Annotated in this window: 21 protein-coding genes; 13 read left to right on the top strand and 8 right to left on the bottom strand. The window is 45.8% G+C overall.

The features are described 5' to 3' along the window. Positions 1–376: 376 nt before the first annotated feature. The 5 genes from QUB20_RS16245 to QUB20_RS16225 all read left to right on the top strand — a co-directional run bounded on the left by QUB20_RS16245 (position 377) and on the right by QUB20_RS16225 (position 4,377). Complete coding sequence (locus QUB20_RS16245) at positions 377–886, top strand: GrpB family protein (RefSeq protein ID WP_333155449.1); 510 nt, start codon at positions 377–379, stop codon at positions 884–886. Positions 887–950: 64 nt separating this feature from the next. After that, positions 951–1,334: a VOC family protein gene (locus QUB20_RS16240; RefSeq protein WP_333247284.1), complete on the top strand. Its 384-nt coding sequence runs from the start codon at positions 951–953 to the stop codon at positions 1,332–1,334. Positions 1,335–1,578: 244 nt separating this feature from the next. Beyond that, positions 1,579–2,175, top strand: a complete 597-nt coding sequence (locus QUB20_RS16235; protein WP_333247286.1) for a Uma2 family endonuclease — start codon at positions 1,579–1,581, stop codon at positions 2,173–2,175. A 154-nt stretch (positions 2,176–2,329) separates the two neighbouring features. Further along, positions 2,330–3,529 carry an FAD-dependent monooxygenase gene (locus QUB20_RS16230; RefSeq protein WP_333247288.1) on the top strand — a complete coding sequence of 400 codons (1,200 nt, stop codon included), beginning with the start codon at positions 2,330–2,332 and terminating at the stop codon, positions 3,527–3,529. Between the two features lie 32 nt (positions 3,530–3,561). Then, positions 3,562–4,377, top strand: a complete 816-nt coding sequence (locus tag QUB20_RS16225; RefSeq protein ID WP_333247291.1) for an alpha/beta hydrolase — start codon at positions 3,562–3,564, stop codon at positions 4,375–4,377. A 23-nt stretch (positions 4,378–4,400) separates the two neighbouring features. On the opposite strand, the gene QUB20_RS16220 is transcribed toward QUB20_RS16225, so the two are convergent. The 4 genes from QUB20_RS16220 to QUB20_RS16205 form a co-directional block, all read right to left on the bottom strand. Next, complete coding sequence (locus tag QUB20_RS16220) at positions 4,401–4,943, bottom strand: hypothetical protein (RefSeq protein ID WP_333247293.1); 543 nt, start codon at positions 4,941–4,943, stop codon at positions 4,401–4,403. Beyond that, positions 4,940–5,437 carry a DUF4365 domain-containing protein gene (locus QUB20_RS16215; RefSeq protein WP_333247295.1) on the bottom strand — a complete coding sequence of 166 codons (498 nt, stop codon included), beginning with the start codon at positions 5,435–5,437 and terminating at the stop codon, positions 4,940–4,942. The genes QUB20_RS16220 and QUB20_RS16215 overlap by 4 nt, the downstream gene beginning before the upstream one ends. Positions 5,438–5,479: 42 nt before the next feature. Further along, positions 5,480–7,114: a hypothetical protein gene (locus tag QUB20_RS16210; RefSeq protein WP_333247297.1), complete on the bottom strand. Its 1,635-nt coding sequence runs from the start codon at positions 7,112–7,114 to the stop codon at positions 5,480–5,482. A gap of 106 nt (positions 7,115–7,220) precedes the next feature. Next, positions 7,221–7,367 (bottom strand): DUF1016 N-terminal domain-containing protein, encoded by a 147-nt coding sequence (locus tag QUB20_RS16205; protein ID WP_333247299.1) that lies wholly within the window; start codon positions 7,365–7,367, stop codon positions 7,221–7,223. Positions 7,368–7,760: 393 nt separating this feature from the next. Between QUB20_RS16205 and QUB20_RS16200 the strand changes: the two genes are divergently transcribed. From QUB20_RS16200 to QUB20_RS16190, 3 genes are all read left to right on the top strand, one after another. After that, positions 7,761–7,991 (top strand): hypothetical protein, encoded by a 231-nt coding sequence (locus QUB20_RS16200; protein ID WP_333057522.1) that lies wholly within the window; start codon positions 7,761–7,763, stop codon positions 7,989–7,991. Positions 7,992–8,087: 96 nt separating this feature from the next. Further along, positions 8,088–10,856 (top strand): DUF3536 domain-containing protein, encoded by a 2,769-nt coding sequence (locus QUB20_RS16195; protein WP_333247301.1) that lies wholly within the window; start codon positions 8,088–8,090, stop codon positions 10,854–10,856. Positions 10,857–11,138: 282 nt separating this feature from the next. Next, complete coding sequence (locus QUB20_RS16190) at positions 11,139–11,372, top strand: ferredoxin-thioredoxin reductase variable chain (RefSeq protein ID WP_333057518.1); 234 nt, start codon at positions 11,139–11,141, stop codon at positions 11,370–11,372. Between the two features lie 437 nt (positions 11,373–11,809). Here QUB20_RS16190 and QUB20_RS16185 read toward each other — a convergent pair whose 3' ends face one another. From QUB20_RS16185 to QUB20_RS16170, 4 genes are all read right to left on the bottom strand, one after another. After that, positions 11,810–12,043, bottom strand: coding sequence for a hypothetical protein (locus QUB20_RS16185; RefSeq protein ID WP_333035767.1), 234 nt, complete (start codon positions 12,041–12,043; stop codon positions 11,810–11,812). A gap of 346 nt (positions 12,044–12,389) precedes the next feature. Continuing rightward, positions 12,390–13,184, bottom strand: a complete 795-nt coding sequence (locus QUB20_RS16180) for a YdcF family protein (RefSeq protein WP_333247303.1) — start codon at positions 13,182–13,184, stop codon at positions 12,390–12,392. Positions 13,185–13,270: 86 nt separating this feature from the next. Continuing rightward, positions 13,271–13,597 (bottom strand): hypothetical protein, encoded by a 327-nt coding sequence (locus QUB20_RS16175; RefSeq protein WP_333057513.1) that lies wholly within the window; start codon positions 13,595–13,597, stop codon positions 13,271–13,273. 87 nt (positions 13,598–13,684) lie between these two features. After that, entirely contained in the window at positions 13,685–15,244 is a 1,560-nt protein-coding gene (locus tag QUB20_RS16170) for an AAA family ATPase (RefSeq protein ID WP_333247305.1), read from the bottom strand. Positions 15,245–15,396: 152 nt separating this feature from the next. On the opposite strand from QUB20_RS16170, the gene QUB20_RS16165 reads away from it, so the two are divergent. The 5 genes from QUB20_RS16165 to QUB20_RS16145 all read left to right on the top strand — a co-directional run bounded on the left by QUB20_RS16165 (position 15,397) and on the right by QUB20_RS16145 (position 18,398). Then, a complete protein-coding gene (locus tag QUB20_RS16165) occupies positions 15,397–16,413 on the top strand; it encodes an adenosine kinase (protein WP_333247307.1) in 1,017 nt (338 codons plus the stop codon). 135 nt (positions 16,414–16,548) lie between these two features. After that, a complete protein-coding gene (locus QUB20_RS16160; protein WP_333244646.1) occupies positions 16,549–17,202 on the top strand; it encodes a Uma2 family endonuclease in 654 nt (217 codons plus the stop codon). A 116-nt stretch (positions 17,203–17,318) separates the two neighbouring features. Next, a complete protein-coding gene (locus QUB20_RS16155; protein WP_333244649.1) occupies positions 17,319–17,639 on the top strand; it encodes a DUF433 domain-containing protein in 321 nt (106 codons plus the stop codon). A 121-nt stretch (positions 17,640–17,760) separates the two neighbouring features. Further along, positions 17,761–18,051, top strand: coding sequence for a DUF433 domain-containing protein (locus tag QUB20_RS16150; protein ID WP_333244652.1), 291 nt, complete (start codon positions 17,761–17,763; stop codon positions 18,049–18,051). Positions 18,052–18,062: 11 nt separating this feature from the next. After that, positions 18,063–18,398, top strand: coding sequence for a DUF5615 family PIN-like protein (locus QUB20_RS16145; protein WP_333244655.1), 336 nt, complete (start codon positions 18,063–18,065; stop codon positions 18,396–18,398). Positions 18,399–18,476 lie beyond the last annotated feature (78 nt).

The raw sequence follows: 18,476 nt of genomic DNA, 5'->3' as shown, positions 1-18,476 counted from the left end.
ACGAAAATTCAGCTAAACTCGTCAGAAAGATTGGTCTGAGTTATGAAAGTGGCGGGGGAACTCCGTCACTCAAAAAATCCTTTGAAAAAAAGGAAAAAGAAGCCTGCGGTCTAACTGTACCCAGTTGACCGTCAGGTTAGTTCACGGAAGTTGAGATGATTGCGACGCTAGCGGGAGAGCCCTTTTACACAAAATTTGACTATCAGGTGATTGAGCGGTTTGAAATTTCTCTCCCAAACAGTCAGTTTCTCCCCGTTGTCCGTATGTTTAAGAGCTTGGAGCGCAGCCCGTAAAATATGAGGCATAATAAAATCAGTTTCGGTTAAATGCGATGGTAAATCAATGAGATGACAAAAAAAGCCAATAATTATCAGCCATGTCAATAAAAGTAGAAGTCGTCCCGCACGATCCAAATTGGCGAAGCGCCTTTGAAAGTGAGTCGAAACTGATTGCACTTGCACTTAGGGACAATGTGGTTGCTATACATCACATTGGTAGCACAGCGATTCCACAAATTCATGCAAAGCCGATCGTCGATATGTTAGTTGAGGTTAAAGATATTCTTAAAATCGATACACATAGTTCAGAAATGGAGGCATTAGGTTATCAAGCAATGGGTGAGTTTGGGATATCCGGTCGTCGTTATTTTCGCAAGGGTAGAACCCACCACATTCACAGTTTTGAAGTTGGTTCACCGCAGATAGAGCGCCATTTAGCGTTTCGAGATTATATGATTACCCATTCTGAAGCCGCGCAGGAATACAGCGAACTAAAGAGAAAACTTGCCCAAAAATACCCTGATAATATTCAGGCGTACATGGACGGAAAAGATGGGTTCATTAAAGCAATGGATCTGAACGCTGCAAAGTGGCGAGCATCTCATTAAAATTATGATATTGGAAGTGGCAATTCTTGATTTTAAACCTAATATGACGGGAGCAACATAACATATGAGTGATATCGGTCTCACACATATCGCACTGCCCGTTTCAGATGTCGATCGCACTATCGAATTCTACTCCAAGTATGCTGGAATGCAGGTCGTTCACCGCCGCATCGATGCAGAAACTGGTGTTGCTGTGGTCTGGCTCTCCGATCGCACTCGCCCTTTTGTAATTGTGCTAATTCAAACAGACTCCGTACATCCCGTTCTGTCTCCCTTGGCACACCTGGGAGTAGGTTGCAAAAGCCGCGAATATATGGACGAACTCTGCGACAAAGCACGTCAAGAAGGCGTGCTGCTTGAGGAACCAAAAGATGCTGGATATCCGATCGGCTACTGGGCTTTTTTGCGAGACCCGGACGGTCAATCGATTTTAGATTTTAGATTTTAGATTTTAGATTTACTTGCGCGAGATAAATGCGGGGGCTCTTCTGATTTTCGATTTTCGATTTGGGATTGATTCCACGGATAAATCACGTGGCGGGTACCACCTTTGAAATTCGCTTGTCACACGCTGGAACTATCCTACGGGCAAGAAATCGGATTTACAGTGGAGAAAGCTACTTAAAGTTATAATAAACAAATCGCCCTTCAAACCCGATCGTTTCTCATCTGGAAATAGACTGGAGAATCAAATGACTGCAGCAATCATCGCACCACCCAGAAAAGAATCACCCCTTCTGTTTGAGGGACTCACTTGGAGAGAGTTCAAAGCAGTTGAGCAATTGTTAGACCGTCCAGGATATCGACTTTCTTTCCTGGATGGAGTTTTGGAGATTAAACTAATGCCTGGAGAACCCCACGAAACCGTTAAGAAGAGAATTGCCGGATTGTTGGAGCTTTACCTGCTGATGGCGGGGTTTGACTTTACTCCCACTGGCTCAATGACTCTGGAAAGTGAAACGGGAAAAGTCAAGCGAGAGGCGGATGAATCTTATAAACTTGCTCCTGGTCGCAGGCTACCCGATTTGGCGATCGAGGTCGTGTTTTCCAGTGGTGGCATCAACCAACTGGAGGCATACAAGCGGCTGAAGATAAAGGAAGTGTGGTTCTGGGAAGATGGATTGTTAGAGGTTTATCACCTGCGGGGAGAGGGCAATACACTTCATTATGAAAAGGTTTCCAGTAGTGAGGAGGTGAAAGGGATCGATTTGGATTTGTTGTTGCGCTGCATCAATATGGTGAATCATGTTGATGCAGTTAAGACTTTTCAACAGGCACTCCAAAAATAGCTGGGATTAAGAGACTTCTCCAAAAAAGCAGGTTTTGAACAGGCAGGATGCCTGTTCCACGATAATTATGGGAGATGTCTAATAGATCATCGCGCACCCTTTAACCACCTCTGTTTGCATCTCAATATCCGCAATAAGCAATGGAAAATACCAAATGACACAAGTTGTAATTGTGGGATCTGGGCCAACTGGTGCGGCACTTGCTTTGCTGCTGGTGAAACGAGGTATTGCTGTAACCTTGGTTGAGGCGGCAAAAGATGCCTACCGAGTGTTTCGCGGTGAAGCGTTAATGCCCAGCGGATTGGATGCGATCGCACAAATGGGCTTATCCACAATGCTAGAAGGTGTTCCACACCGACAAATTGATGCCTGGGAGTTCGTTGTGGGCGATCGGCAACTATTTCGAGTTGATGAGCCAATGGGGTCAAATCGACCTTGTACACTGGTATCGCAACCGCCTTTGCTAGAAACACTAATTTCAGAAGCTCAGTTGCATCCAGAATTTGAATTTATCCCAGGTGTTCCCGTAAAAGATTTACTGTACAGCGACGATCGCATTGCGGGTGTAAAGCTAGGAGATGGGCGAGAGATTCCTGCTGCACTTGTGATTGGTACAGATGGTAGAAACTCGGTTGTACGACAACGTGCAGAATTAGAGTTAGTAAAACAGCCGAATAGTATAGATGTTCTGTGGTTTAAACTTGCCGCTCATCCTCGGTTTGTGGCGGATAATGTATTTTATTCTATCCTGAATGGCGGTAGCGGATTTAGTGTCTTTCATGGGGCAGAATCTGGAAAACTTCATCTGGCTTGGGTGTTATCGGCAGATGACAAAACCGATTGGAAACACACAGATTGGGCAGAAACTTTCGCATCGCTATCTCCTGCGTGGATGGCAGAACATTTCCGCAACTGTGCCGATACGATCGAATCTCCGATGCGATTATCTGTTGTGGTTGGTCTTTGTCCGCGCTGGCATCGGCCAGGAATCATACTTTTGGGGGATGCTGCACATCCCATGTCTCCGGTTCGCGCTCAAGGAATTAACATGGCGTTCCGCGATGTAATTGTTGCCGCCAATCACCTTGTACCTTTATTGAAAGCAGGGGCTAATTACGAGGATATTGACTTAGCATTATCGCGGATTCAGGCAGAACGCGAACCAGAAATTATTCGCGCCCAACAACTGCAAGCACAAGAAGCGTGGAAAGGCGAACAACTGCGAAAAAATGGATTATTGCGTTTATTGATGATGCAAACTGCTCCGTTTTTGGGTGAAAAAATTAAACAATTTTGGGTAAAAGGACAGTATGAATTGCGTCAAGGAGTAACAGAGGTAAAATTGGTTGTGTGAAAAGAGGAAATTAAAACTTAGGAGAAGATTTTATGCGATCGACAAATATCAAAGGACCGATCGGCACTATTCACATCATCGAAGCCAGCCCCCCTGTCACGGCTGGGGAGTCGGAGTCGCTGCCGGTGGTGTTCGTGCACGGTATGACGGTTTCTGCGAGCATCTGGGAGGCGCAGTTGGCGCGTGTAGCCCGTACCCGACGCGCGATCGCCCTTGATATGCGGGGACACGGTGATTCTGCACCGCCGGAGGACGGCAACTATGCGCCCGCCTCCTGTGCAGCGGATGTTTTCGCGGTACTGGATGGGCTGGGACTCGATCGAGTGGCGATCGTCGGGCACAGTTTTGGTGCTTGTATTGCCCTCGCCACAGCAGCCAGCGCACCGCACCGCATCGCGCAGTTAATCCTGGCAGACCCACCTGGAGATTTTACCAAGGTGCCTGCAGAAGTGCACGAGGAACGCATCGTCCCCTACCAGAGGGCTCTGGAGACGGATGATTGGCGGGCTGCTGTGGAAACCAGCTTTAACGAGGCGCTGACAGGAAGCAGGGCCCATACGCGCGATCGGGTTCTCGCTTGGTTAGCGGCGACTCCACAGGATTGTCTGTCTGGAATGTCTCGCGGGATGTTTGCCTTTGATGCTGTTGATAATCTCGATCGCTACCTAGCAGCCCCTGGAACACGCGCCCACGCCATTATTGCTACCTCAAACACTTTTCCGTTCAGCCTCCACATCCTCCGTCCCACACTTACCACAACTACGATCGCCGATACCGGACACTGGCTGATGCTGGATGCGCCAGAGCCCTTTGCTAGGGAACTTGATATCTGTTTGGAAGGTGTTTAATATAGAGACAAAATCTGTTAGTTTTACCACAATTCATCAAGAGTTAAGTTGTGGGGGTTTTTGAGGATGAAGGCGTTATTGTCTTTTATTAAGTCACCGCTACAGAGAATCGGTAAGCGTTCTTGATAAGCTTTAATCGCCAGGATATAATCTTTGTCTGCGAGTGAAGTTTGAATTTTCCGCAATTTGTCAGCTACCAGGCCGAGTAGAGTAATTTCGCCACTTAATTTTTGGGTATTTGGGGTGTGAACTTGCATAACAATTCCCTGAATAATCGTGTTGGGAATGCTTGTAAGTAGTTCGCTTAAAATTTCAATTTGAGGGCGATTTTCTGCGTTTTCTAGGGTTTGGATTGCCTCGCGGATGCGGGCTGCATAATCTCCGAGGTTTTCCCGCTTAGGTAGCAATATTTCAAATTCTTCTGCATCGGCTGTTGGTTTGTGCCAAAGTGTGGCATTATCTAAAAAAGGTTGGTCTTCATGCCAGCCGTGAGTTTGTAAGTAATTTCTCAGTTGATTTAGCTCGATTGTTTCGAGAGTTTGGCTATCTTTTACGGTGACTTTCATGGTTGAACTCCTTGGCTAATTCCCTCCATAATTGACTGAAGGGTGGCGACTGTAAATTGGTTGGTTCTGGAGATGGCGACGGTGACAGCGTTTGTGTTTTGTGTTTTTGGCTTTCCCCGCAGCGATATCCAATATCCGCAGTTTCTGATGCAGAGTTCTGTTTCCGACTGGGTTAACCAGTCTTCCGGTGTTTCGGGGATTAAAACGACAACTAAAATTCGGGGAATGGCGAAGTCATCCATTCTTAAGTCGTCGTAGTTTTTGAGCTTTAGAGGGTAGCGGATGGAGCGATCGTCTTGGATATCTCTTGATGTAGATTTTAACTGCAATTCTAAGCGAGGTGCTCTGATGGGGCCAGTCCCGCCTTTCGCAGCTACTCCCCAATCCACGCTGTCATCGTCTACGAATGGTTTGTAGAGGGAATAGCCGGCAACGGTGGTGACAGCTTGCAGGTAGATGTTGCTGAATTGTTCTTTTTGTTGGTTAATGTCCACTTCAATGTTTTGGCGATTAAATCTAAACCATATATTCTTGGGTTAATACCATAATTCGCTGGCTTGAAGATCAGCCTTTACCCAATCGACAGGCTGTGAGGTTTGATTTCTGATTATTGGCTGGTATGTACGATCATACCCAAGCATCTTAAAAACAATGCGTACCAGAATATCGTATAAATGATAAGTAATTCTTACAACATCATGTATATCGTATGTTTTTTCTTGGAAGCTAAAGTCACCCGTATGCACTGCAATTCCACGATATCTAGCCAGAACACTGCTCCAATGAGTCCTTCCGTCAGCTCGTGGGTTACTTTGATAGTAGGCATCAATAATGTCAGCATCATGTAAACCCAAATGCTTTAGTAAGTCAGTTACAGCTAGACCGAAATCCCTGTCTATGTTGCTAGAGTTAATCGTTTTATCAGCAATTTTGTTAAGTAATTTGCTTTGCCCTGAATCACTTGCAGCTTGTGCCAGAGAACGAATCTCTTGTGCCGCAGACCTAAGAGTTTTTTTGACGAGAACCTTATAATCATCATCTAAGCCAAGAAGTAAATTTTGTGTGTCTAGCTTATAGTGCTGACATAAATAATCGAAGGCTCGACAAATTTTATTTAGCTTGTCTTCAATAGTAAGGCTATCTGAACTGCTTTGAACTAGGTCAAATATTACAGAACCTAAAGGTTCTTTTCCATAATGCGTTGAAGACTGAGCGCAGGTGAGTAAATAGCCAGTTCCCTGATTATATTGTTCCGAAATAGTTGTGTGTCCTCTTGAAAATTTTGGCTGACCGAATCTGTTATGGATACGTCGGACAAGCCCACCATTAGCATCTCTAAATTCAATCCAAGGAATTCCTACCTCAGAACCAGTAGCAAGACTCAGTAAAGGGAGAAGACCGAATGGTAGCCAGTTCGTCAATTTATCTATGTCAATGGATTCAGAGCCAACTTCCCCAACCATTACCGCTGTGATTGTACGTTGCACCTGACCAGAGTACAGCTTTTCTTTACGTTCCTTAAAATCAAGCAATTTTTGAATAAATCCCTTAGTTCCTTTGAAATCAAAGACAAGTAAACGATGAATATTGAAAAAAAGCTTCCTGAATAATGGTGTCCATGTAGTATTCTCTGCATCGTCAAGCCTGGGAAGAATACGCAGGGGATGGCAATCAAGCTGTGAATTGAGCTGAGTAAAATCTGAGATTAAGTTAAATATTGGAAATACCCAATATTTAGGAATTTCAGCATTTATATTGTCAAAAGATGAAGGAACCAAATAAAATTCAACTCTCGTGTTATCCCCGCCCAAACCACTGATAGGATTGTATACTATACTTCCTTGTGCGGAATAGGTTCCATCAGGAGTATTGACAGTTAAACTTTTGCAAGGGTTGTTTGCAAAACGATTTGTAGAAAAGAAATTACCCTCTTCCTCGGCGGGATCTGCATTAAATAATTCTATATAATTAAAGCTAAGGGGCTGTTCAGTATGGTACTTAGCTACGTTCATTTCAATACTGGAATTACCAAATTCATCAAAGGAAATTTTAACCCTTCCTTCAAGAGATCCTTTAGGATTTTCAAACTCAGCCCGTCCTTCTCCTTCATAATCAATGTTGGTTAAAAACCAATTGTTATGGACACCCTTATTTTTTTTAGTGGAACTCATGTCATGACTCCTGGCATTTCTTATAAGTATTTAAATAGATTTAACTTTAAAAACTTTGGGTGATTTTACATCAAAAATAACTGCATCTTTTGGACTTTCTCCTAATTTATTCTATCTGAGTAACTAACAGATTTCGACTCCATCCTTGCTCGATAGTATAGCGAATGTACCACTCGCGGTCAACAGGATATTTCACAGCCTCCAGAATGCGGAGATTCCGTCCCCAAGGAATTTGTGCAAGCACCTCTTGCACAAGACGATCGCCAGAAACCTAGTTTTTTTCCCACTTCCCCGTCAAATGCAGCCTCTTCTCGTCCAAACCCTCCTCATCCTCCAATGCCTCCGCCTCCGCCCCCACATACCTCTCAGGGGTTAAAATATAACAGTTACCGTTTTGCTTTTTTGTTGTCTTTTGACTCCGCACCAGTGCTACATCTCTTCTGGAAAGTACATTTGCAGCAAATCTGCCCCGCCCTAACCCAACCGGCCTAACTTCTCCAGAACTTAGGTAACAAGCACCTAAAGTATGATGCGAAACTCTGGCTAAACTCTTATTCTATAAATCGATCGGGCATTAAACCGATATCCACAATCGCCAAGATTTATCGCCAAATTTTAAATTTTTCCGGCGAAAACTTGCTATTTAATGAATAAGACTTTAAGATCCAGCAATGTAAATCAAAATCTCAATGAGCAGCCCTGCAAGCACGAACCCGAAATGGGTCGCAAGTGCCAAAAAGCAGCAAAAGCTACCTTTTTTAACTCTTTCAACAGCAAAGCATTGGCAAACAAACCAGGGATCGACGGTTGGCATCTTGGAACGAATGCTTTGCTAGCAATACTACAAATGTATCAAAACTTATCTGCCAAAATTTAGCCCGAACAGATGCCTAGCTGAAACTCTTGCTGCGTAAGGTTTCAGTTTCTAAATAGGCTGGTTTTATTGTCTTTAACTACTTGAGGATTCGATCGCATGGTTTCGATTTCTACTACTCAATCCGATGTGCTACCTTTGTCTTCGTCAACCGTAACGGCTGCAACCCAAAGCAGTGCGGCGACTGCAACTGGGGTGTGCGTGACGGTTCACGGTCACTTTTACCAGCCACCCCGGGAAAACCCTTACCTGGACGCGATCGAACGCCAAGCCAGCGCCTCTCCAGCCCACGACTGGAACGAACGCATTGACATCGAGTGCTACCGCCCGAACGCCTTTGCCCGCATACTCAACGATCGCGGCGAAGTGGCGGGGATCGTCAATAACTACGAGTATATGAGCTTCAACATCGGGCCGACCCTGATGAGCTGGCTCGAACGCTACGACGCGGAAGTCTACCAGCGGATTCTGGAAGCCGATCGCAAAAGCTGTCAGCGGCTCAACGGTCACGGCAACGCGATCGCCCAAGTGTACAATCACATCATCATGCCCCTCGCTAACGAGCGAGACAAATACACCCAAATTCGCTGGGGGATCGCAGATTTTCGCTCCCGGTTCGATCGCGATCCCGAAGGAATGTGGCTCGCCGAAACCGCCGTAGACTACGCCACCCTCGAAGTTTTAGTCGCTGAAGGCATCCGCTTCATTGTCTTAGCCCCCTCCCAAGCCGAACGCTGCCGCCCGCTAATCGGGCAAAACCACGAAGGGGAACATGGGCATAATTCCGAATGGCACGAAGTCGGCGGGGGTCAAATCGATCCGACTCGCCCGTACCGCTGCTATTTGAAGCCGGAAATGCGGTTGATGGCTGACCACCAACTCTCGCCGCTGAGCACTCACTATTTTGGCCGCCAGCACTCCCAAAATTCCGAAGCCCCACCTGCCAACACTCCCTACATTGATATCTTTTTCTACGACGGCCCGATCTCGCGGGATATGGGCTTCAATGACGTTCTCAGCAGCAGCCACCACTTGGTCGGGCGCTTGGGTCAAGCAGTGCGGGGAGACCACCGACCGGCTCAATTAATCTGCGTGGCGACGGACGGTGAAACTTTCGGCCACCACAAACACAGTACGGAAAAATGCCTCGCCTACGCCTTCACAGAAGAGTTTCCCCGCCGAGGCTGGACGGTGACGAATTTTGCTCATTATTTAAGTCAAAATCCGAGCGCTTGGGAAGTGGAACTCAAACCCGTGACGGCCTGGAGTTGCTCTCACGGGGTCGATCGCTGGCAAGATGATTGCGGCTGCGGTGGTGGCGGCGGATGGCACCTCAAATGGCGCCGCCCTCTGCGGGATACTCTGAATTGGCTGCGCGATCGACTGATTCCGATTTACGAAGAAGCAGGGCGCAAGCTGTTGTGCGATCCCTGGAAAGCCAGAGATGAATATATTGAGGTGATCCGGGATCGATCCCCCAGTAATGTTGACAGTTTCCTCCAACGCCATCAAGTGCGCCCCCTCGATGCCGGAGAACAGGTGGACGCCCTGCGACTGCTGGAAATGCAGCGCCACACCCTGTTAATGTTCACTAGCTGCGGCTGGTTTTTTGAAGAAATCTCGCGGCCAGAAGGCGTGCAAATTCTGCGCTACGCGGCCCGGGCGCTCGAATTGGCGGGGGAAGTTACGGGTATCCAGCTAGAAAAGGATTTTGTCGCTCAACTAGCCCTCGTACCCAGCAACGTTGAGTATTTCCAAACAGGGGCCGAAGTTTACCGCAAACTCGTGGTAACAGCCCAAATTAGTCTCAAACAGGTGGCCGCCCACTACGCGATCAGTTCTCTGTTTGCCAAATATCCCCGCGAACAGCGAGTTTACTGCTATCAGGCCCAGCAGGAAGATTTCCAAATTCAGCGCATGGGCTCGATGACTCTGGCTGTGGGTCAATTGCAGTTAACCTCGGAAATTACGCGGGAAACAGAGGTTTTTGTGTTTGCTGCGTTGCACCTCGGCGGCTGGGACTTCCACTGCTGTATTCAGCCTTTTGGCAGCCGCCGGTCTTACACTATGCTCAAAGAGCGGTTGTTTGGAGTTATGCAAGAAGCTTCGGCAGCCCACGCCATTCTGGAAATGGTGCGGCTGTTTGGGGATCAGTCCTTTAGCTTGCGGGATTTATTCGCTGAGGAACGCCACCGGATCGTGCAGTTGCTGAGTCAGGAAAATTTGACTCGGTTGGATCAGCTTTACACTCAGGTTTACCGCGAAAATTACGGGGTGATGATGGCGTTCCACCGCGACGAGTTGCCGGTGCCGGTAGAGTTGCAGGTGGCTGCTGAGGTGGCTTTGGGACACCGCTGTTTGACGGCGGCCAAGGCCCTGGAATTGGAAACCGAGGATGTGGAACCGCTGCTGGCCGAAATTGAGGCGATCGCCACTGAAGCCGGCCATCTCCGCTGTCGGTTGAACGTTCCCGAAGTCAAGGAAATTTTGGAAAAGATGGTTTGGCGATCGCTAGACAGGCTGCTGCAAGCAGGATCGGGTGTGGAAGATCGCTCGCCTGTCCAGTTGGAAGCTGAGATCCGCACGATCGAGCGTTTGATCGCTGTGGGCGATCGGCTGAGTCTGGGTTTGTGTCTGGACAAATCCCAGGAACTGTATTTCGATTCTCTGTACAGTCAAATTGTGCCTCTGTGTTTGGGCTGGCTGCAGCGGCAAGAGGCTTCGGCGGGCGAAAATGCGGTGGCTGCTGTTGCCTTGGAGATTGCGGGTTCAGGCGGCGGCTGGGAGTTGTCTTCGATCCGGCAGTTGCTGGAGTTGGGTCAAACCTTGGCTGTTGATGTTGAGTGTTGGTTAAAGCAGTTAAGTTAATCGTTTCTCGATTAGCCAACCAAATCAATTCCCGCCCTTGAGAATCCGCCCGATCGAGCTTGAAATGCCGATCGGGCCTACGGGTTCAACCGAGAATCGATCGGTCTTGCGACTTCCCGGTAGCGCGGCGGGCGATCGAAGCACCGACAGAGAACCGCCAATTTTGTTTAAGTTTTCGCTCTACTTATGTGGGAAGATAAGAAGGCTGTCGGCAAAGCGTACAAGTGTTAAGCACCCGTAGGCTTTGCAGAGTTTTGAAGAGAGAACACTAAATATAAGTCTATGAAAGTTGGCGATCGCGTTTGCATTAAAAACTCTGTTGTTGTCTACCACCATCCTGAAAATCGCAGTCAACCATTTGATATTAAGGGTATGGAAGGAGAAGTCGTGGCGATCGTTCACGAATGGCACGGCAGACCTGTCAGTGCTAATTGGCCGGTTCTAGTACAATTTGACAAAAAATTTCGAGCTCACTTCAAAGAGGATGAGGTCGAATTGATATCTTCGGAAGTCTAGCTGTCTCAAAAGTTGAAGCCGGAGCCAAAAGACAATATCAAATCCGGTCAGTCGATTTTAGATTTTAGATTTTAGATTTTAGATTTACTCCACAGATGAATCTGGAAGCTTAAACTAATATCTAAAATTTTGTGATAATCGCGACTCCTGTCGGAAAGCAATTATCCGTTTTTGGGCGGGGGTCATTCGATTTTAGATTTTAGATTTTAGATTTTGGATTGACTTGCGCGAGATAAATTCGGGGGACGCAAGGATTTTAGATTTGAGATGCAAGGATTGACTTGCGCGAGATAAATCACGTGGCGGGTACCACCTTTGAAATTCTTGGTCATATAACTGTTGTAGAGTTTGTAGTGAGGAGTTCAGTTTTTTCTGTGGCTTTTAGTCGATCGACGGGACTAAAGTCCTTACTACAAACCATTTTTTGTTTTCACTCCTTAATTTTTCGACCGTCTGCGGCTGAACCAACCTAAAATATTCCAATCTCCCTGCATTTTCTGCAATTCCTGCTGATGCTGCTTGGCTGTAGCGTAATACCACTGGCAGTGAAGTTCTAGTTCTTGACGGTACTTAATTTCGTCGTAAAACTCGCGGACAATTTGGTGTCTCTGAAAAATTTCGGCCGCGGGAGTCGGTTCTGGGGCAATGTTTTGCAACTCGTGGGGCAGCATGATTGTTTGGGGGCGACTGTGGCTAATATTGGCTGTAATGACTTTAAGCTAACACACTCAATCGATTTTAGATTTTAGATTTTAGATTTTAGGTTTTAGATTTTAGATTTTAGGTTTTAGATTTTAGGTTTTAGATTTTAGATTTTAGATTTTAGATTTTAGATCGTATCCGTTTGATTTGGAATCTTATCTGATGAAGTTTTGTAGGGGCCGGTTCGCCCAGATATTTGATAAGTATAGACAAATTATATAAACCCGCCCCGCCCCTATAATTGGGATGCAACCGGATTTGATATTAGTTTAAATTCTTCAATCTAAAATCCCAAATTTAAAATCTAAAATTCTGTTAAAGCCATCCCCGCAGACGATAAACGATTAAGCCAATGTATTCTTTCAAAGCTTTAGTTGACTGGTTTAACTGATAGGTGTCCGGCAATAAATCCAAGGCGACTGCTTGCCAATTGCTTTGGGATGCTGCGATATCCTGCTGTGTGATCTGAAAGTCTGTTGGTGCGGCAATTGCTTTTATTCCCTGACGCTGGAAAATTAAGAGCGATCGAGTCATGTGCATCGCCGATGTCACTAGCAAAACCGGCCCTTTTATAGCTTTAGCATCTAAAATTTTCCGCACGTTGACAGCATTTTGATAAGTGTTGTGTGAATCGGGGTCTTGCAGAATTGCTGATGCCGGTACGCCCATTGTTTGGGCAATTTCTGCCATGTCTGCCGATTCGGGAGGCCCGCCACCTTTCCAATCTACTCTACCGCCACTAAGAATGAGCAGAGAAGCTTTGCCTTGCCGATAAAGTCGGGAACCGTAGATTATTCGATCGCCCGCTTCCGCTAATTCTACCCAAGGACGGGGAGGTAAAGCTGCTTTGACACCACCGCCCAAGACGATAATCGCTTCAGCTTGAGGGAGTTCGGCGGTTGGTAAGTTTTGCCATTCGAGCGATCGAACTAACGATTTTGAAACCCAACCGCTACTTCCGAGAAGTAAAATAATTAGAGCCCCAGCAATTGGCGCCGCCGCCCATTTCGGACGCTTCCAAAGTGTGATTAAAGCCGCCATCATTAACAGGCAACTCAACCCCAAAGGATAAATAAACAGCGGCAAGAGTTTCGATAGAAATACAAACATTCAATTGGAAATTGGCATTGGGAATTGGGCATTGGGCATTGGACATTAGTGACTGTTAACTGTTAACTAATGACTAATGACTAAAGCTAGCGACGATCCTCTGGCCCAGATAACCAGCCAAAAAATGTAGCAGCATCACCCCTAGAGGTTTTGCTATATTTATGGGCGTCCGTTTGCACTACTTCTTTATTGAGGATAGCATCCGAGGTTTTGTCCTTGGAATTTATATTCGGGTTGAGTAGTAATTCGTTGTGCCACCAAGCGACAATTAAACCTGCTGCCACGCCACCGATGACACCCAAGCCGAGACTCAGGACTAGCGTACATCCTACTAAGCGAAACCCAACGGTAAACAACACAAACCATATCAGCGCGGGGCTAAAGCCCTTGGAGTCTCCGGTAAATTTTGGCATAAGCTGCAACTTTTTTTTGTAATAAAACAGAAAGATATTTACAATATTAGCAGACAAGTAAGATTGCCAAGGGCGATCGAACTGCAACTACTCCCCACAAATCAAGTTTAATTGTACCTCTAAGTCTTGTAGGGTATCTATAATGTTTACAGAAATTTGCTCTAATTCTGTAAAAGGTTCAAAAGCTGCTTGCTGCGAGTTCAATAATTCTGCAGTCGCGTCGGCAATATCGCCCCGGCGCTGTTGCAGTCGTTCTCGCAATACTTCAAGTGGTGCGGTACAGTAAATGATTTGCAAGGGTAAGCCGTGGGATTGAGCCTGATTCATCGCATCGGTTCTCCAGTTTGGGCGATCGAACTTTGCATCTAAAATCACATCCCAACCTCGCTCAGCCAAAATTATCCCCAACTTTAACAATCTACCATAAGTCTGTGCCGTCATTTCATCCGAGTACAAATCTGGCCCCCCGCGTTCATTTAAAGAAATTCCGCCTAAATGTTTGCGAACCGCATCGGATCGAATGTGAATTGCCCCAGTGCGGCGAGCCAAATATCGAGCCGCTGTACTCTTGCCAGAACCTGATAAACCCGACATCAAAGTTAACTTTCCCAGGCGCGGTTTTGTGTATTGCCAAGCCAGTTTATAGTAATGAGCTGCTGTCTGTGAAATCTCTGCTTTTTGGGCAGTTGAAATAGCAGAATCGTCCAACATTAACGAAGTTACTTTTGCTCTAACATAAGCTTGACGGCTCAAATACAGAGGTAACAGTTGCAGTCCTTCCCAATCCCCTGTTTGTTCGATGTAAGTATTGAGAAAAGCATTGCCCAAGTCTCTGCGACCCCGCGATTCCAAATCCATTACTGTAAAAGCGACATCGTACATGACATCAACAAAGCGAAAAGGCTCGTTAAATTCAATGCAGTCGAATAGCAATATTTTCTCTTGCCACAATGCTATATTCCGCAAGTGCAAATCTCCGTGACACTCGCGAATTTTATCATGGGCAATCCGGCGATTAAATAATTCTTGATTTTTTTCAAAAAACGCATCTGTATAATCTTTAGTTTCCTGAAATTGTGCCTGAGTCTGCGGCCCGCCGATATATTTTTGCGAAATCAGGTAATTGTTGTCTATTGCGGCTCGAATCTGACTGACTTCGCCAAAGGTGCGAATGTAGCTATTACTAATTGCTGTGCTGTGAAAGTTGGCAACTTCCCGCCCTAAGTCTGCCATAATTTGCTCGGTCAACAGTCCGTGATCTAACAAACTGAGAAACAGCGAGTCTTGAGGAAACTCCCGCATTTTCAGCACATATTCTACAGCAACTTCAGCCGGAGTTATAGCAGGTAATTTGCTGCCAAATTGAAACGAATCCCCAATTTTAACAATTGGCAAAACTTCTAGATAAATTTCCGGTGCAGTGCGTCGGTTCAGCAGCAATTCTTCGTTGCAGAAATGCTGCCGTTTCTCCAATGTTGAATAGTCCAAAAAGCCAAAATTGACAGGTTTCTTGATTTTGTAAGTATAATCTCCTGTCAGCAGGACAAAGGAAGCGTGAGTCTGAATTAGCTGCACTGGTTCTGTCACCCCGTGCGGGTAAAAACCGGGCTGCAACATTTGCTGAATCAGAGGTGGGAGACAAGTCATAGCGATTTTAGATTTTGGATTTTAGATTTTAGATTGGGGATTTTGGATTGTGAATTTTAGATTTTAAGTTGGGGACTTTAGATTGGGAGTGGGGATGTTGACTTTAATCCGATTTATTATAGAGTTGATAGTTAGTGTAAAAAAAAGCAGCGATGACAGAAAATAATCAAGAATCTGGTTCCGTGGATGTGTTTGGCGTAGGCAATGCCCTGGTAGACATCCTAGCATTGGTGGAAGATGAATTTGTACTCGGCCACGGGCTGAATCGCGGCGGGATGACGCTGATGAATTCGGAAACGCAGGGGGGGATTTTGCACGATTTAGAGCACAATTCGCTGCAAATGCGATCGGGGGGTTCGGCGGCAAATACGATGATTGGTTTGGCTCAGAGCGGCGGTAAAGCCTATTATTCGGGGAAGGTTGCTAAGGATACTAACGGGGAATTTTATCGGCAAGATTTGCTGGCGGCGGGGATTGATTTTAACGTGCATCCTGCTGCTGAGTCGCATGAGCCCACGGGTACTTGTGTTGTGCTGACTACGCCGGATGCGGAACGCACGATGTGTACTAATTTGGGGGTTTCTACTACTCTGGCGACGACTGATATTGATGTCGATCGACTGGCTCACTGCAAGTACAGTTATGTTGAGGGCTATCTTTGGGATGCTCCCGATCCGAGAAAGGCTAGCATTGAGACGATGGAACAGTCTAAGCGTCTGGGCGTGAAGGTGGCTTTTACTTTTTCGGATGGCTTTTTAGTCGATCGATTTGCTGATGATTTTCACAAGGTGGTTTCGGAATATTGCGATGTAATTTTTTGCAATGCTGATGAAGTTCGGAGCTTTTTTAAGGAGGAATCTCTGGAAGAGTGCGCTCGGAAAATGAGCGAGATTTCTGATTTGGCTTTTATCACGAATGGGGATAAAGGCTGCATGGTGGTGGAGAACAAACAGATTGTTGATGTGGCTGGATTTCCGGTAAAGGCGATCGATACTGTGGGTGCTGGTGATGCTTTTGCGGGGGGTGTTTTGTTTGGAATTACTAACGGTTTGAGTTCTGTACAAGCGGCCCGTTGGGGCAATTATTTGGCTTCTAGAGTGGTGCAGATTCATGGGCCGCGTCTGGAGGGTTCTCAGGCTCATCTTTTGAGTGAGGTAATTTCTGGTTAGGAATTGAAAGGGGCGATCGCACTTTTTGGATTAAGGGCGATCGCTCTTTTTTGAACCTATCCATTGTGCCACAGTGGATGCAGATGATAGAAGGGCGTGTTAAAATCAATAAAAGCTTAACTAATCGTACCTCAGATGGTAACAACCACATTGACTTCTCCTCAACAAAGTAGCGAGGAAAAACTAATTACTTTGACAGGCATTAAGTGGCTAACATTTAAAGCGATAATGTCTGATGTCGGCGACGGTAGAGCGTGGAGAATTGCTTATGCTGAAGGAGTTTTAGAAATTAGAATGCCATTACCTAAACATGAAAGACCTAAAGTCATGCTTGAACTATTTATTGGAGCTTTAGCAGATGAGTTAGAAATTGAAGCTATGAGCCTCGGTGCGTTGACTCTGGAACGGGAAGATTTAACTCGTGCTATTGAACCGGACACTTGTTTTTACATTCAAAATGAATCTTTAGTTAGAGATAAAGAGGAAATTAATTTACCCGCCGATCCGCCACCGGATTTGGTAGTCGAATCAGACTACACGAGTTCTTCGTTGAATAAGTTCTCAATTTATGCTGCTCTGGGGGTTCCTGAAATCTGGAGATATCGAAATCAATGTCTTCAAGTCTATCACTTGGTTGAGGGAAGTTATGAGGAGAGGGAGAATAGTTTGGCTTTTCCATTTTTGTCGATCGCCGAAATTCCGGGTTTGATAGAGCAAAGTAAAAGTATTGGACAAAGGGCGGCTGTGCGTTTGTTTCGGGAAAGAGTTAGGGAAGTTTTGGCGCAGTGAGTCAACTTTTTTGAGCCGCAGATGAACGCGGATGGAGAAAGGGATCTCGCCCTAAGTCTGTTTGTGCTAAGATTAAATAGCTCTAAAAATTAGCAAATAAGAGCCGTTCGCGCTTTATGTCTAAGCAATCAGTCATCACAAAGTATATTGAAATTACACCGGGAGTGCTTGGTGGTAAACCACGCATTGCGGGCCATCGAATTTCTGTAGCACACATCGCCCAGATGTATCTTAAGATGGGAGAGTCGATAGAAGAAATCGCTAGGGACTATAATTTGTCACCGGCATCGGTTCATGCGGCAATGACTTACTATTACGATAATCGAGAAGAAATTGACCGCCGCACTGCTGAATCAGATTTTTTGATCGAAGAGTTGAAGCGCAAGAGTCTACCCTCTCGTTTGCAGGAAAAGCTGAGCGAAATTAGAGGTGAGTGAACGCATCCGCTTTCATTTAGATGAATCGGCCCGATCGATGTTTTGATTGCAGCGACTTGATATCTTGTGTTAAAGTAATGGTTAAAGACAGTACCAATCAATACGATCGGGAAAATAACTTATGGAAGTAGTAATATCTGAACATATTGAAATTAGTCCAGGTATATGTGGCGGTAGACCGCGTATTGCGGGACATCGAATTAGAGTACAGGATATCGTTGTTTGGCACGAACAGATGGGGCTTTCTCCTGATGAAATTGTCTCCCGGCATCCAATAATTACGCTATCTGATGTGTATTCAGCTTTGGCTTATTATCACGATCATTTTCAGGAAATCAGGCAGCAAATGCAGGAAGATGAAGATTTAGTGAAGGAAATGCAGGCTGAAATTCCCTCTAAGATGCCCCGATAGAGATAGAAAAAATGACAGAGAAAGTTCGGTTTCATTTGGATGAAAGCGTTGAGAGTGCAATTGCTGATGGTTTAAGACGTAGAAGTATAGATGTGACAACGACACCAGAAGTGGGGCTTTTAGGTGCATCGGATGAAGAACAGGTGGCTTTTGCTCTAGTTCAAGGTCGGGTAATATTTACTTACGATGCTGATTTTTTGAGGATTCATCGTAGAGGGGCGGAACACGCAGGAATTATTTATTGTCACCAAGGGCGACGAAGTATCGGGGAAATTGTATTGGCCCTTGTGAAAGTATGGGAGTTTCAAACTGATGAATCTATGTACAAGCACGTTGAATTTATTTAAGGCGATCGCGCTTTTTGTCGTCAAGGGCGATCGCCTGTGGAAGTAAACCGATTATAATTGCTAAAATAAAACTGAACT

Source organism: Microcoleus sp. B4-C2 (assembly GCF_036705265.1).
GTDB lineage: Bacteria > Cyanobacteriota > Cyanobacteriia > Cyanobacteriales > Microcoleaceae > Microcoleus.
This window is presented reverse-complemented; position numbering and strand designations above follow the sequence as displayed.